Source organism: Lancefieldella parvula DSM 20469, assembly GCF_000024225.1.
Lineage (GTDB): Bacteria > Actinomycetota > Coriobacteriia > Coriobacteriales > Atopobiaceae > Lancefieldella > Lancefieldella parvula.
Window position 1 is genome coordinate 189,859 of sequence record NC_013203.1, and the last position, 14,945, is coordinate 204,803.

The window sequence follows — 14,945 nt, forward strand, 5'->3', positions numbered from 1 at the left end:
TGCCGCCTGAGAACTACAAAACCTGTGATAAACTTCTACAGTCATGGGCGATTGGCGCAGTGGCTAGCGCAGGTGCTTTACACGCACAAGGCCGGGAGTTCAAATCTCTCATCGCCCACCATAGAATTTCATGCGGCGCCTTCGGGTGCCGCTTTTTTATCGACTGCTTTTTTCTTATAAAATCGTCACCTTTTTGTAAGTTAGTTCGATGGTATCAATTAGGTATGTGGCGCATTATAAAAATGCAGATAAAAATAAAGACGATGTTGTTAAATCCAACAGAGTAAGGGCAACATACTATGAATTTGTTAACAAAAATTGCAGTCGGAAATGTACGCCGTAATCTTAGCGACTTTGGGGTTTATTTTGCTGCATTGGCAACGGGTGCTTGCCTTATGTATTCATATGCAGCGTCTGGGGATTATTTGTTTGCCTTGGTGAATGACGAATCGGTCCGTTCACTTTTTGTTGCGGAGGCAAATTATAGCCTGGCATTTGGTATTTTGCCTTTTTTGGTGTTTTTGAATGTTACGTCATACGCAAATAAATTTTTGATTCGTCGGCGTCTTCCTGAATTTGCTCAATATGAGTTGGCAGGTCTCGAAAAGAAAGATGTCATTAGGATATTGCGATATGAAACTATTCTGGTTTCAGGAAGTGCGCTCATTGGTGGAATTGTAATAGGTATTGCTATTTCGCCATTTGTAGAAATGATTGTAAGCTGGTCGTACGCACTACCAATGAAATTTGTTGTTGTTGCTTCTCCATTGGGTGCCATTGTGACAACAATAATATTTTTTATAACAATGCTCGTGCTCTCTCGGGGTAGTAAACGCATCTTAAAGAAGTCTACGTTATTGCAGATGATGTCTGCAAAAAAAGAAAATGATTCATCAAAACCACTTTCAATTTCACGAGCAATTTTTGACGCATGTATAGGCGTTTTGTTGCTGGCAATTGTTTATGTTGTGTGTGCTCAGGCTCCGTTTGCCTTTATTGGTTTCATGATTCCCTTTGGTGCCTGTGCCATTTTTGGATCATTTTTTGTATTCCGCTCAACACTTGTGTTACTTCCACGTATTCTTAAGAAAATTCCAGGTATATGGTATCGAGGTTTAACCGCATTTTCTGTGCGTCAAGCTGAAGGTGTCGCACGCAACGCTTCCAAAGCTATGACGTGTTCAGCAGCCCTATCTTCTGTAGGTATGTGCATGTTTGTCTTTGCCGTTGTTCTTCGTACTCAAATTTTTGAGGTAATTTCTTCACAGGATATGAGTGCTTCGGATGTTTCTGGACCTTTTGGCGTTATTGTATTTACCTGCTCTTTTTATGCGGTTGTGTTACTTGTATTTTCTTCTGTCATCTTGGCAGTCCAACAGCTTTCACTTGCTGCAGATAATAAAGAGAGGTATTACAAGCTGTATGAATTAGGAGCTTCTCGAGAAATACTTTCAAAAAGTTTGCTCACTGGCGTACTGTGCAATTTTTTGCTCCCGGGTATTTTTACCGTGATCCATGCAATTTTTGGACTTAATGTTATTCGTTTTATGAGCGTAGAAATGTTCCAAACTGCCATTGAGCCAAGTATTTGGCCTGTTGCATTACTCACACTTTTTGGTTTTGTAGTGTATTTCTTTATTACGTATATCGGAGCAAAAAAGAACGCATTATCAATGCATATTTAGTAATTGCATTAAAGGTAGTGGCAACAAATACCAATAAGTAGAACAAAGCAATACCAACAAGAGCAACAATAAAGTGTTTCAGAGGGTGGCGTACAGACAGGTATACTAGAGGCGTTTTAAAAAGAATTGACTGCTTTTTATGCAGATGTGAAAAGGAACGCTATGAAGTCTGACTCTACGCTGCAATCTAACGCTTCTTCGCAACCTTTACGTTCGTATAATCGTGCGTGGGACCAGATACGACCGGTTACGTTAGAACGAAATCTTATGAAGAATGCTGATGGATCTTGTTTGGTTAGCTTTGGTGATACGCGTGTGCTTTGTGCGGCCACCATTGAAGAAGGAGTTCCCGCCTGGCGTCGTGCTTCTCGTGCTGGTTGGGTGACTGCGGAATACGCAATGCTACCAGCATCAACAAATCAGCGTACTAAGCGAGAGCGCGCCAACCGTAAAGGTCGCTCTATGGAGATTGAACGTCTTATCGGGCGCTCCCTGCGTTCTGTTGTGGACCTGAATCGTCTTGGCGAGTACACCATTACGCTTGACTGCGATGTTCTCCAAGCAGACGGTGGCACTCGAACTGCCAGTATAACCGGTGCGTGGGTGGCGCTTCATGATGCGCTTTTTTCGCTTGTCGAGAAGGACGTCTTGTCCAGACTTCCCCTTACAGGTCAAGTAGCGGCAATTTCGATGGGCGTAGTTGATGGACAAGTGTTGCTTGACCTGGACTATCCTGAAGACTCACATGCAGATATTGATATGAATCTTGTAGGTACCGAGTCTGGCCAGATTATTGAGGTTCAAGGTACGGGCGAAGGTGGACCGTTTGATCGCGAGAAACTCAATCAACTTTTAGATGTTGGCCAGGCAGGAATTGCTCATCTTGTTGAGCTGCAAAACCAAGTTACTGGATTTAGGGAGTAAGCATGAGTCAGGATAACGCTACTAACCAGAATACTAAGGCTGTATTTGATCCCAACAAGACCATAGTTGTGGCAACGGGAAACACTCATAAGTTAGTTGAGATTGAGGCAATTCTTTCTAAAGTTATGCCTGGTATAAGTTTTGTTGCCCTTGGTCAACTGGGTGATTTTCCTGATCCAGAAGAAAACGGAAAGACTTTTCGTGATAATGCGTTAATTAAAGCAATGGCTGCACTTGATGAGGTAGATTGTGTAGCAGCTATTGCTGATGACTCTGGTCTTTGCGTAGATGCTCTTGATGGCGCTCCTGGAATTTATTCTGCACGTTATGCAGGAGAGCATGGTAATGACGCCGCTAACAATAAGAAACTGTTGGCTGAGCTTGCTGATGTTGCAGACGCTGAGCGTACTGCACGCTTTCACTCAACTGTTGCCCTCGTATATCGTGACGGTCGCGTACTTGTAGGTGAGGGAGACTGTGAAGGCGTTATTGGTCATGAGCCAAAGGGCTGCAATGGTTTTGGTTACGACCCGCTGTTTTGGCCGAATGATGCACCAGGTAAAGCTATGGCAGAACTTTCTCCCAATCAGAAAAATGCTATTTCCCACCGTTTCCATGCACTGCAAAATCTCTCAGAGCAAATTCTTCATTAAGTCGATGAGCGGTAGTTCAATCAGCTGTTTCACATGATAAACTGAGTGTCATTGAGAATTGCGATACCAAAATTAAGGTATTGAAAATAGAAGCATTGAGTGCTGTTTTGCAATGTTTATGGCAATGCAAAACACTTCATTTATGGAGGTAAGCATGAGGATTGTTCGTACACGTGATTACGAGGACATGAGTAGAAAGGCAGCAAATGTTATTTCCGCTCAAATTATTCTAAAACCAAATTGCATTCTTGGTTTGGCAACTGGTTCCACACCAATTGGAACATATACGCAGCTTGCCGAGTGGAATAAGAAGGGCGATTTGGATTTCTCGCAAGTTTCTACGTACAACCTCGACGAGTATCGTGGGCTTTCTCATGAAGATCCTCAAAGCTATCATTATTTTATGCGTAAGAATCTTTTTGACCTGGTAAATATTGATATTGAGAATACTCATGTGCCTGACGGATCAAATCCTAATGTTGCAGAAGCTTGCTCTGAGTATGACGCTCTTGTTGCTGCGGCAGGATATCCTGATCTTCAGCTTCTTGGTATTGGTCACAATGGTCACATTGGCTTCAATGAACCAGACGATCATTTCTCTAAGGGTACGCATTGCGTTGATCTTACTGAGAGCACTATTCAGGCAAATAGTCGCTTGTTTGACCGCATGGAGGATGTCCCTCGACAGGCGTATACCATGGGAGTACAGACCATTATGTCTGCTCGTAGTATTTTGGTTGTTGCAAACGGTGAGGATAAGGCTCAGGCCGTCTATGACATGTGTTACGGCTCTATCACACCTCAGTGTCCTGCATCCATCTTGCAGCTCCATACCAATTGCACTGTTATTGCTGACGAGGCGGCACTTTCACTCTGTCCTGCTCAGTAGGTGTGCTTTTTTAAAAGGAAATCGCAAATAAAGCTTTATGGCGAGAAACCCACGGTAATGACAACATGCCCGTGTTCTTCTCGTGTCATTTTTTGTACAGCTTGAGATTTTGTTCGCGAGCACGTATAGTGGAAACTTGGCTACTGTGACTATTGTTTGTTGATTGGGACAAAATTCCTATAAGGCTTTTCGTGTGTTGAGTCCAGGAAGTTCCAATTAACTTGGAGGATAGATGGAAAACGAGATTCCGCCAGTTAATCGTGTTGATGAGATTCATCAGAAGCTTCTTGAGCTTCAGGGTCAAAAAATTAAGGTTAAAGCTAATATGGGACGTTCTCGCATTATTGAACGGACCGGCGTTCTGGTGAATGCTCATCCATCTTTATTTATTGTAGAAGTTGGCGAGCGTCGCGGTCGTACTGCACGTCAGTCTTATCAGTACGTTGATGTTTTGACCGGTACGGTTGAACTTTTTGACGTTGAAACTGGCGAGCGTCTGTTTGATTTTGAGTTTGAAGAGTAATTAGTAGCACTATCTAGTGAATAGTACTCTTATGACTGCTTCTACGTCTTATAGTGGACGTCAATCCGCACAAGTTCCTTGCAAGATTAATCTTCATCTGGGTATTCATACTCAGAAAAATCAGCGAGGCTATCATAAAGTTGATTCACTTATGGTTCCCGTGGCCATCTACGACACCGTTACGGTTAACGATGCACCGGAGCTTACGGTAACGCACGATCCTACACTCTGCGTTATACCTGAACGTACAACCACGTGGAAAGCAGCTGTACTTTTAGCGCACAAGCTGGGAATTTCTCCTGATGTCTCTATTGACGTGCATGTACACATTCCCGAGAAAGCCGGTTTAGGTGGATCGTCTGCCGATGCAGCTGCAACGTTGCGCTTGCTTGCTGAGCGTTGGGGGGTTGACTCGTTAGATCCGCTGGTAGTTGATGTGGCAAAGTCTGTTGGAGCCGATGTACCGTTCTTCTTGGATCCGCGTCCTTCTCTTATGCTTGGTGCTGGCGATACGCTGGAAGAGGCTTATACACCTACATGTGACGCACCGCTTGTCATTGTATTACCTGCAGAAAAGGGTATTTTGACACAGGCCGCCTATGATCAGTTTGATGTTGCTCCAGAGCCACCAGCATCGTATGAAGCACTCGCTTCATTGTTTACTTCTGGCGAGAAAACCGTCCAACAGGTAGCTGATTTACTGTTTAATAATCTGGCGCCAGCTGCAAAAATACTTGAACCGCATGTTGCTGAGGTTGAAGCTTGGCTTAAACAGCAGCCAGGTGTTCTTGGGGCTCAAGTCTCGGGTTCTGGTAGTAGTTCGTTTGCACTTTGCGAGTCTCAGGATGCAGCGGACGCTATTGCTGACGCTGCTAAGGCAATGGGATGGCGGGGCTATTCCACTCAATGTGAGTTGTAGTTGCATATTATTCACACAACACATTGGCTACCTATTTCTCGCATTGTCGTGCGATTTCTGCTAAAGTGACGTTTGCGTTATCGTGTGGTAAGCATGTTTGATGCACACATTTTGTGTGCATCATGGCGCGCATATTGCTGTTGTCTTAAAGGCAGCAGGTAAGTGATTCGGGTTGTGGCTCAGCTTGGTAGAGCGCTCGGTTCGGGACCGAGAGGTCGCTGGTTCAAATCCAGTCAACCCGACCATTTTTTCATCAAACTTTTTAACTTTTAATACTTGATGCTTTGCAAAAAATACAGATTTTTGAAGAAATCAGGTGCGATGGCTTATCTCGTATAGGAGCCTTATTTTTTTGAACTTTACTTCAATATCATATGAACAAAATGAATGTTATGAACGTTTTTCTTTAGCAAAACATAAATAATTTTGCACAAAATAAACACAAATAGACTACAATCAGTTATTGGTATTGCTTACATGAAGGGACGAGCACTTAGAGCATAACTGTGGTGTAATCGCGATGAGCACCAGTGGCGTATATCTGTTCGTTCGGAATGCAGTTCCTTCAGGATGCAGCGCGCATTTTGTTGAAAGGGGTTTTATATGCCTGTTGTTGAGTTTTTTGTAAACGTGCTATCAACACCAGCCATCCTAGTTGGCCTAGTTGCCTTGCTAGGTTTGGCACTCCAGAAGAAGCCTGTTGAGGACCTTATTAAAGGTACCCTTAAAACCATCGTTGGCTTCCTTGTTCTTTCTGCAGGTGCAAGTTTCTTGCAGTCCGGCTCTCTCCTTGCCTTTGGCGAAATCTTCAACTTCGCTTTTGACATGCAGGGCGTTGTTCCAAACAATGAAGCCGTTGTTTCCTTGGCACTTGGTGAGTTTGGTCAGGCAACCGCAATCATCATGTGTATCGGTATGGTCCTGAACATTGTTCTCGCACGTTTTTCTCGCTTTAATTACATCTTCCTCACCGGTCATCACACCCTTTACATGGCAGCCATGCTTGCTATCATCCTGCACGTCGGCGGCCTTTCTGGCTGGATGCTCTACATCTCCGGCGCATGCCTGCTTGCTCTGATTATGGTTCTGTCTCCTGCTTACTGCCAGCCAACTATGCGCAAGGTTACTGGTAGTGATTCAGTTGCTCTTGGTCATTTTGGTGGCGTTGGCTATTGGCTTGCTGGTATGGTAGGTAAGCTTTTTGCTTCCGATCGCGAGAATAGCACCGAGAATATCAAGTTCTCCAAGCGTCTTATCTTCCTGCGCGACAACACCGTTTCTATTGGTCTGACCATGATTATTATGTTTATGGTTATTACTGGCGTTGCTGTCAGCCGTGGCCTTTTAACCATGGTACCTGCAGGAACTACTGCGGCAGAGTTTGCTTCTAACCCACAGTATGCTGGTTTCCAGCATCTCGCTGACCTGTTGAACATTGGTACTGAGACCACCACAAATTGGATTGTTTGGGCATTTACTCGCGGTCTCTCCTTTGCTGGCGGTGTTTACATCATTTTGTCTGGTGTCCGCCTGATTATTGGCGAGATTGTTCCTGCATTTAAGGGTATTGCTCAGAAGCTTGTTCCTGGCGCAAAGCCTGCAATTGACTGTCCAATCGCATTTACCTATGCTCCAAACGCCGTTATTATCGGCTTTTTGAGCTCCTTTGTTGGTGGCATCCTTGGCCTGCTTATTCTTGGTGTTATTAACGCACAGATTGCTGCTGTTGCTCTGATTCTCCCAGGCGTTGTTCCTCATTTCTTCTGTGGCGCAACTGCAGGCGTTTTTGGTAACGCAGAGGGCGGCATCAAGGGCTGCATCGCCGGCGCATTTGTTCATGGCTTGCTTATTACCTTCCTGCCTGCACTGTGCATGCCAGTCTTCACCCTCATGGGCTTCACTTCCGCTACCTTCTCAGACGCTGACTTCTCCGTCATGGCTCTGATCTTTGGTAACGTTGCCTTGAACGTTCAGGGTGCAATTCTTACTGGTATTTGCGTTCTTTGCTTCTGTCTTCCAATCATCTTCAACTTTGTTGCTCCTAAGAAGGCAGTAGAGCAGAAGTCCGAGTAGTAATCCGCTCACAGAATTGCAGCTAAACATCGAGGCAACTGCAATGAATGAGGGTAATATTTAGGTATCTAGGTCGGGCCTCGTCCTTGGATGGGGCTCGACTTTTAACTCAGAAAAATCCACGTAAACCCACATATCATGTGTGGTGAATTGAAAGGGGCATGTATGGCTATCCAGAAAATTCTTTGTTGTTGCGGAAGTGGACTTGGCTCCAGCCTTATGGTTGAGATGCAAATCCAGGATGTTTTAAACGAGCTGGGCATAAGTGGAGTTGAGGTTGAGCACTCAACGGTTTCCGACGTTACTCCTGGTGCAGCTGACCTCTTCATTGTTGCTCGCGATCTCGAAGATTTTATCGCTGATATTCCAGATAGCGAGAAAATCATTCTCTCCAACATTCTTGATAAAGACGAAATGAAGGAAAAGCTTACCGAGAAATTTGGCCTGTAAGCGCGGTTCCCTTACGCGGCACCGACTCGCATATGGCGCGCACTCACATGCGGCGCACTTGCACGCCGCGCAGAAGCGCACGTAGCACGTGAAAGGAAATTACATGGACGTCGACCTTAAACAGGTTGCTCGTGAGGTGCGCAAAAGCATCCTCACGCAGGTTTTTACGGCCAAATCCGGACATCCCGGTGGCTCGCTTTCTGCAACAGAAATCTTGACGTATCTCTATTTCAAAGAGATGCATGTAGACCCCACCAAGCCAAATTGCTGCTGCAGGGACCGCTTTGTGCTCTCAAAGGGTCACGTTACGCCAGCGCTTTACGGCGTTTTGGCCGAGCGCGGCTTCTTCCCCAAGGAGGAGCTCAAGACCTTCCGTGCGCTCAATTCGCGCCTTCAAGGTCACCCCAACATGAACGATACCCCCGGCGTTGACATGAGCACCGGCTCTCTGGGCCAGGGTGTCTCCACTGCCGTTGGTATGGCGCTTGCCGGCAAGAAGTTCAACAAGGACTATCGCGTCTATGCACTTCTGGGCGACGGTGAGATTGAGGAGGGTCAGGTCTGGGAGGCCGCAATGTTTGCAGGCAACCACCAGCTTGATAACCTCACGCTTATTGTTGATAACAACAATCTGCAGCTTGATGGCACACTTGAGCAGATTAACACGCCGCAGCCAATTGGCGAGAAGTTCAAGGCGTTTAAATTCCACGTTATTGAAGTGGCGGATGGACACGACTTTGATCAGCTTGCAGCGGCATTTGCTGAGGCTCGTACCATTAAGGGTCAGCCGACCGTTATTATCGCCCACACCGTAAAGGGCAAAGGCGTCTCCTTCATGGAGAACCAGGTAGGCTGGCACGGCAAGGCTCCTAACCAGGAGCAATACGAGCAGGCTATGAAAGAGCTTGAGGGAGAGGTGGCATAACATGGCAGACGTACAGAAGATTGCCACCAGAGAGGCATACGGAAAAGCTCTGATTGAACTTGGTAAAGAGCACGATGACCTTTTGGTCTTCGACGCTGACTTGGCAGAGGCTACTCGCTCCGGAAAGTACGGCGAGGAGTATCCTAATCGTTTTGTGGACTGCGGCATTGCTGAGGCTAATATGATTGGTATGGCAGCCGGTGTTGCAGCTACTGGTCACAAGGTCTTTGCAACTTCGTTTGCAATGTTCACTTCTGGCCGTGCGTTTGAGCAGATTAGAAATTCGGTAGGTTATCCTCACCTGAACGTTAAGATTGGCGCTACTCACGGAGGACTCTCGGTAGGAGAGGACGGCGCCACTCACCAGTGCAACGAGGATATTGCTGTTATGCGTACCATCCCTGGCATGACGGTTATCATCCCATCCGACGCTGTTGAGGCCGAAGCCGCTGTCAAGGCTGCTTACGACCATGACGGTCCTGTCTACATGCGCTTTGGTCGCCTTCCTGTTCCTGTGTTCAACACCAACCCTGATTACCACTTTGAGCTTGGCAAAGGCATTGTCCTTAAGGAGGGTACTGACGTTACGCTGGTAGCCTGTGGCCTTATGGTTCCCGTGGCTCTTGAGGTGGCCGAGCAGCTGGCAGCAGAGGGTGTCAACGCTGAGGTCATCAACATCCACACCATTAAGCCTCTGGATACCAAGCTGATCGCCGCTTCTGCAACAAAGACTGGCAAGGTTGTGACTATTGAGGAGCATTCCGTCATTGGTGGTTTGGGTAGTGCAGTTTGTCAGGCTCTTTCCGAGAATACCCCTGTTCCAGTCAAGGTCATCGGCGTCCAGGATACCTATGGCGAGTCCGGACCAGCACTTCAGGTTCTTGCTAAGTACGGCCTGGATACTCCAAGCGTTCTCGTATCCGTTAAGGAGTTCTTGAAGTAAGCACTTGTGACCTCGGTGTACGTTACCGTGTTCCGAAGAATCGCTGAGGACCATCGTATAAACAAAGCCCTTCTCGTTATCTGGCGAGAAGGGCTTTTTACGTGTAGAGAATTTGTAGTGCCACCAGATTGTCTACTTTTATCCTGCCTTATCCCGCCTGAAATGTGCAAAGAATCTGTATTTGAGTCACCGATTCTTTTGCAAAAACAGGCAAATCCACAGATTCTTTGATGTTTTCAGGCAGAATTTACAGATTCTTTGCAGGAATCAGGCTTGCACTTAACTTCCGCCGTCCATTTGGCGAGAAACCCCGTCTACTAGCAGCGTTTCCGCACAAGAAACCCGGCATCCAAACGAAATGGATGCCGGGTTGAAATTGCTTTGCGATCAGAACTTGCGCTCCAGCACGCAAGCGCCCCGCGCGTGCCCGAGCCTTACTTGTACTCGTAGAAGCCTTTGCCAGCAGCAACGCCCGTCTCGCCCTTGTCAATCTTCTCCTTGAGAAGCGCAACAATACGACCCTGTACAGACTCTGGGTCTTTAGCTGCAGGGTTCATTAGAGCAACGTTGTATGCGGTGACCAAGCCAATGATGTCCAGAATCTGGAATGGACCCTTTGGAGAGCCAGTGCCAATGCGCCAAGCCCTGTCGATGTCCTCGACGTCACCGACGCCGTTAGCCCAGAGCTGTTCAGCGGAAACCAGAAGAGGTACCAGCATGGAGTTCAGTAGGTAACCAGGCTGCTCCTTCAGGACCTTGACTGGAATCATACGAATGCTTGCTGCAAATTTGACGACCATGTCAAAGTTCTCTTGAGCGGTGCCTGCGTGACCCATTACCTCGCCAATTGGGTTACGCCAGATCTCGTTAGCAAAGTGGAGAGCCAGGTACTTCTCGGGACGACCAGTAGCTGCGGCAAACATGCTTGGAATCATGGTTGAGCTGTTGGTTGCAACAATAGTCTTCTCGGGCAGATGCTTGGCTAGCTCGGTGTAGAACTCAATCTTCTGCTCTGGATTCTCTGCGACAGACTCGATGACAAAGTCTGCGTCACCAAAAGCCTCGTCCCAATCGGAGGTGAGCTTGAGGTTGCTGTATGCGCGCTCTACCTGCTCTTTAAGCTGGTCGAGTTTCTCTGGAGTAATCTCGTCCTGAGCAATAAGACCGTAAGCGTAAGCCTTAGGATTGGTCTTCATAGCCTCAAGAGTGTTCAGATATACCTCTCTGAGGTGCTCAATCTTTGGACGAGCGCGCTCAATTGAAGCCTCGGACCTCAGCCAAATGGTGGTTTTGTAGCCGCGATAAGCAGTCTGGAATGCAATCTGGCTGCCCAGCACGCCGCCACCGGCAACAACAACGTTCTTTACCTGCGAAATGTCCATTGGACTATCCTTTCTACAAGCGTGGCGAGAAATGCCACGCGAACTGTCTACCATCCCTATACCCTAGAAAGTTTCTGTCAGACATTCGTTTGAAAAGTTTTCGACTTTTATTTAAATCCTACAAATCACTTCTTGGCGAGAAACCACATCTATCGTTTGCAGTTCTTAGGTAGAATAGAGGCGTGCAACCAGCAATTGGTTTCAATGTAGCTCATCGTCCGGTTTCGACACGGTCACTCGCTTGGCTTCAACGCAGCCGTTCGACTGAGCTTCAGCAAAATCATCGGCTGTAATTTAATAAAACGCCAGGCATAACGCTTGGGAAGAATAGAGGCATCATGATCGACGGAACATACAAGATTCAAATGGATTCTCCTGTTGGAGCCAAAGAGGGCACTGCTGTACTCATCACATCTGGTGAGAAACTTACCGGCTCTCTAACTGCCATGGGTGTTCAGATTGATATTGAGAACGGTAAGGTTACCGACAACTCGTTTACCTTTGGCGGCAAGCTTGAGTCTTTTGTGGGTCCTGTTATCTTTGCTGTTGGCGGCTCTGTTGAGGGTAATACCATTCAAGGCATTGCCCACATCGCTAACCGAGACTTCGTGTTTACAGGCACAAGGGAGTAGTTAAGGTAGCTGCACTTGTATTTGATTGATTACTCTGCAGTAATAAGCGCTATTTATAATTGAAAATGCGTAGCCTAATATAATGTAATTTTTTACAATTAGTTAGTGTTGAATTAGCTAATTAGAGCAATCGTCTGAGAGTGAGCGGAATATGCCTTGTGATAAGAAAGAGCTTCTAGAATTTGTCTCCCGCTGGCAAGGCAGGGGTTATGAAAAAGGAGATACTCAGCAATTCTGGCTACAGCTCTTACGCACTATTGGTTATCTCAAGGTAGATGACGTTCTCTTTGAATTTCACGTCTCATCTGGTGGATTTATTGATGTATGGATTCCTGACGCTGGAGTTTTAATTGAACAAAAGGCTCTTGGTATTGATTTAGACAAAGAAGAACTCCGTCAAGGTAAACAAAAGACACCTTTAACCCAAGCACTTGATTATGTTGACGAGCTTCCTAGGCTAGAGCAGCCTCGCTTCGTCATTACGTGTAATTTCTCTACCTTTAGAGTGTATGATCGTGATGCACACGGAAGGTCGCAACTTCCTAATAATGCATTCGAGTTCACTCTTGATGAGCTTGCAAGCCATCCAGAGTATCTTGCTTTTATCAATGACCCCACTAACAGCCGTCTTGAAAAAGAAAAGACGGTATCCATTAAAGCAGGAGATCTTATTGGAAAGCTCTATGACAAACTGCGTGAAGGATATATTGACCCTGATTCAGAAGAGTCAATGCATGCATTAAACGTACTTTGCGTACGTCTAGTATTTTGTTTATATTGCGAAGATGCAGGACTCTTTGGAAAAGACGCTTTCTATAACTATCTGAAAGATGTTCCAGCAAATAGAATCAGAACGGCACTAAAGAACCTGTTCCATGCATTAGATACTAATTTGTCTGATCGAGATCCGTACGATCTTGAAGTAAAGGCATTTCCTTATGTAAACGGTGGACTTTTTAGAGATGACTCTGAGATTCCTAATTTTACAGATGAAACAAAGAGCTTCTTGTTGGATGAAGTTTCTTCCCATATTAATTGGTCACAGATTAGCCCTACTATCTTTGGTGGAATTTTTGAGTCAACTCTGAATCCAGAGACTAGACGTTCCGGTGGCATGCACTATACCTCACCAGAAAACATTCATAAGGTAATTGATCCACTCTTTTTAGATGACCTTAAAGAAGAGCTTAAGTCCATCTGTACAGAAGAGGGAACAACTCCCCGTAAACGTGAAAATGCTCTTAAGCGTTTCCATGAGAAAATCTGCTCTCTTACTTTCTTTGATCCTGCTTGTGGCTCAGGCAACTTCCTTACCGAGACCTACACTTGCCTTCGTAAGTTGGAAGATACGGTTCTTAATGAGCTTAGAAAAGGCCAGACTGGCTTTAGCCTAGGAGATGAAGAAGAAACAGGAAAACGCGTTTCTTTGAATCAGTTCTATGGCATTGAGATTAATGATTTTGCTGTAACGGTTGCTGAGACTGCACTTTGGATTAGTCGCCTTAAAGCAAACGGTGAAACATCAATGTTCTACGATGCTGGTGGTGATGACTTCCCATTAAGTGAAAAAGCTCATATTGTTGAAGGCAATGCTCTCCGTATTGACTGGAATAGCGTATTGCTAGCAAGTGAATGCAACTACATTATGGGTAATCCTCCTTTTGTTGGTTATTCTAATCACTCTGCGGAACAACAAAAAGATCGAGCAAGCTTATTCGGTAAGGTGAAAACTGTTGATTATGTAGCTTGTTGGTATAAGAAGGCAGCTGATTACATTTCCAATTTTCCGATTCACTGCGCATTTGTATCAACTAACTCAATCTGCCAAGGGCAACAAGTACAGCCTGTATGGGAGCCATTGTTTAACAGTGGTATCCATATTGATTTTGCATGGCAAACGTTTGTATGGAGTTCTGAGGCTTCTATTCAAGCTCATGTTTACGTGGTAATTATTGGTTTCTCACGTTTTGGATATCAAAATAAAACACTATATCTTAGAGATGGTGTTAAAAAATTATGCTCTAACATCAATGGTTACCTAATGGACGGACCTAACATTTTTATAGATAAGAGAAACAAGCCAATTTGTAATATACCTCCCATGATCGGTGGTGGTAAGCCTTCTGATGCCGGAAACCTGATTCTGGAACCTTATGAAAGAGACAAGCTTCTTTTAGAGGAACCTGCGGCAGAGAAATGGATTAAGCCATTCTCGATGGGTAATGAATTTATAAATAATAAAGAGCGCTTCTGTCTTTGGATGGTGGGAATCACACCATCTGAGTTAGCAGGCCTACCTTTGGTATCTAAACGTGTGGAAGCTGTGCGAGAAATGCGTCTTGCATCAAGTAAAGCTGCAACCCGTAAAAAAGCAGAAACTTCATGGTTATTTGATGAGATAAAAGAACCAACCAGTGAAAATTTCATTGTAATCCCCGTAGTTTCATCTGAACGACGTTTTTATGTTCCTACGGGATTTGTAAATAACGGGCTAATTCCTGGCAATAAGTTATTTTTTATCGATGATGCTACGTTGTATGATTTTGGAGTAATTAACAGTCAATTTCAAAATGCATGGATGAGAACTGTAGCAGGTCGACTTAAGAGTGACTATAGCTACTCCAATACTATTGTTTATAACAATTTTGTATGGCCCGAAGCGACTGTTGAACAAAAGGATGCTATTGAAAAGACTGCAAAAGCAATTCTTGACACAAGATCTAAATACTCTAATCAATCATTGGCCGAGTTATATAATCCTGATAAGATGCCGTCTGATTTGCTTGCTGCGCATAAAGCTAATGATGTTGCGGTTGAAGCTGCTTATGGTGTTGATTTCGATGGTGATGAAGAAAAGATAGTTGCACATCTTTTCAAACTTTACGCTGAAAAATTAAGATGTTTGACTTAAGTCAAACATCTCTAGTGTATTAGGATACATTTTCAT

General features: G+C 45.2%; 13 protein-coding genes and 2 tRNA genes. 14 read left to right on the plus strand and 1 reads right to left on the minus strand.

The genetic code is table 11. The annotated features are described in order from the left end of the window. Positions 1-45 precede the first annotated feature (45 nt). From APAR_RS00865 to APAR_RS00920, 12 genes are all read left to right on the plus strand, one after another. A tRNA-Val gene (locus tag APAR_RS00865) sits at positions 46-121 on the plus strand. A gap of 178 nt (positions 122-299) precedes the next feature. After that, positions 300-1,685, plus strand: a complete 1,386-nt coding sequence (locus tag APAR_RS00870; protein ID WP_012808260.1) for an FtsX-like permease family protein — start codon at positions 300-302, stop codon at positions 1,683-1,685. 162 nt (positions 1,686-1,847) lie between these two features. Further along, positions 1,848-2,609, plus strand: coding sequence for a ribonuclease PH (rph, locus tag APAR_RS00875; protein WP_012808261.1), 762 nt, complete (start codon positions 1,848-1,850; stop codon positions 2,607-2,609). Positions 2,610-2,611: 2 nt separating this feature from the next. After that, a complete protein-coding gene (gene rdgB, locus APAR_RS00880; RefSeq protein ID WP_012808262.1) occupies positions 2,612-3,262 on the plus strand; it encodes an RdgB/HAM1 family non-canonical purine NTP pyrophosphatase in 651 nt (216 codons plus the stop codon). A gap of 154 nt (positions 3,263-3,416) precedes the next feature. Further along, on the plus strand, positions 3,417-4,151 hold the full coding sequence (nagB, locus tag APAR_RS00885; RefSeq protein WP_012808263.1) for a glucosamine-6-phosphate deaminase: 735 nt from the start codon (positions 3,417-3,419) through the stop codon (positions 4,149-4,151). A gap of 232 nt (positions 4,152-4,383) precedes the next feature. Continuing rightward, positions 4,384-4,674 (plus strand): Veg family protein, encoded by a 291-nt coding sequence (locus APAR_RS00890; RefSeq protein ID WP_012808264.1) that lies wholly within the window; start codon positions 4,384-4,386, stop codon positions 4,672-4,674. 16 nt (positions 4,675-4,690) lie between these two features. Then, positions 4,691-5,593, plus strand: coding sequence for a 4-(cytidine 5'-diphospho)-2-C-methyl-D-erythritol kinase (locus APAR_RS00895; protein ID WP_012808265.1), 903 nt, complete (start codon positions 4,691-4,693; stop codon positions 5,591-5,593). A gap of 168 nt (positions 5,594-5,761) precedes the next feature. Then, a tRNA-Pro gene (locus APAR_RS00900) sits at positions 5,762-5,838 on the plus strand. A 358-nt stretch (positions 5,839-6,196) separates the two neighbouring features. Continuing rightward, positions 6,197-7,666 (plus strand): PTS ascorbate transporter subunit IIC, encoded by a 1,470-nt coding sequence (locus APAR_RS00905; protein WP_012808266.1) that lies wholly within the window; start codon positions 6,197-6,199, stop codon positions 7,664-7,666. Positions 7,667-7,831: 165 nt separating this feature from the next. Then, on the plus strand, positions 7,832-8,116 hold the full coding sequence (locus APAR_RS00910; RefSeq protein ID WP_012808267.1) for a PTS sugar transporter subunit IIB: 285 nt from the start codon (positions 7,832-7,834) through the stop codon (positions 8,114-8,116). A gap of 103 nt (positions 8,117-8,219) precedes the next feature. Further along, the gene (locus APAR_RS00915) at positions 8,220-9,041 is read left to right on the plus strand and encodes a transketolase (RefSeq protein ID WP_012808268.1); all 822 of its coding nucleotides are present in this window, start codon (positions 8,220-8,222) and stop codon (positions 9,039-9,041) included. A gap of 1 nt (position 9,042) precedes the next feature. Beyond that, positions 9,043-9,984, plus strand: coding sequence for a transketolase family protein (locus APAR_RS00920; protein WP_012808269.1), 942 nt, complete (start codon positions 9,043-9,045; stop codon positions 9,982-9,984). Between the two features lie 434 nt (positions 9,985-10,418). Here APAR_RS00920 and APAR_RS00925 read toward each other — a convergent pair whose 3' ends face one another. Continuing rightward, the gene (locus tag APAR_RS00925; protein WP_012808270.1) at positions 10,419-11,366 is read right to left on the minus strand and encodes a 3-hydroxyacyl-CoA dehydrogenase; all 948 of its coding nucleotides are present in this window, start codon (positions 11,364-11,366) and stop codon (positions 10,419-10,421) included. Positions 11,367-11,704: 338 nt separating this feature from the next. Between APAR_RS00925 and APAR_RS00930 the strand changes: the two genes are divergently transcribed. Next, positions 11,705-11,998, plus strand: a complete 294-nt coding sequence (locus tag APAR_RS00930; RefSeq protein ID WP_012808271.1) for a hypothetical protein — start codon at positions 11,705-11,707, stop codon at positions 11,996-11,998. A 151-nt stretch (positions 11,999-12,149) separates the two neighbouring features. Further along, entirely contained in the window at positions 12,150-14,909 is a 2,760-nt protein-coding gene (locus APAR_RS07430; protein ID WP_012808272.1) for a class I SAM-dependent DNA methyltransferase, read from the plus strand. Positions 14,910-14,945: the final 36 nt, after the last annotated feature.

Bases quoted from the DNA above. Each gene is read 5' to 3' on its own strand.
- nagB (WP_012808263.1), top strand. From the start codon at position 3,417: ATGAGGATTGTTCGTACACGTGATTACGAGGACATGAGTAGAAAGGCA.
- APAR_RS00920 (WP_012808269.1), top strand. From the start codon at position 9,043: ATGGCAGACGTACAGAAGATTGCCACCAGAGAGGCATACGGAAAAGCT.
- APAR_RS00890 (WP_012808264.1), top strand. From the start codon at position 4,384: ATGGAAAACGAGATTCCGCCAGTTAATCGTGTTGATGAGATTCATCAG.
- APAR_RS00930 (WP_012808271.1), top strand. From the start codon at position 11,705: ATGATCGACGGAACATACAAGATTCAAATGGATTCTCCTGTTGGAGCC.
- APAR_RS00915 (WP_012808268.1), top strand. From the start codon at position 8,220: ATGGACGTCGACCTTAAACAGGTTGCTCGTGAGGTGCGCAAAAGCATC.
- rph (WP_012808261.1), top strand. From the start codon at position 1,848: ATGAAGTCTGACTCTACGCTGCAATCTAACGCTTCTTCGCAACCTTTA.
- rdgB (WP_012808262.1), top strand. From the start codon at position 2,612: ATGAGTCAGGATAACGCTACTAACCAGAATACTAAGGCTGTATTTGAT.
- APAR_RS00870 (WP_012808260.1), top strand. From the start codon at position 300: ATGAATTTGTTAACAAAAATTGCAGTCGGAAATGTACGCCGTAATCTT.
- APAR_RS00925 (WP_012808270.1), bottom strand. From the start codon at position 11,366: ATGGACATTTCGCAGGTAAAGAACGTTGTTGTTGCCGGTGGCGGCGTG.
- APAR_RS00910 (WP_012808267.1), top strand. From the start codon at position 7,832: ATGGCTATCCAGAAAATTCTTTGTTGTTGCGGAAGTGGACTTGGCTCC.
- APAR_RS00905 (WP_012808266.1), top strand. From the start codon at position 6,197: ATGCCTGTTGTTGAGTTTTTTGTAAACGTGCTATCAACACCAGCCATC.
- APAR_RS07430 (WP_012808272.1), top strand. From the start codon at position 12,150: ATGCCTTGTGATAAGAAAGAGCTTCTAGAATTTGTCTCCCGCTGGCAA.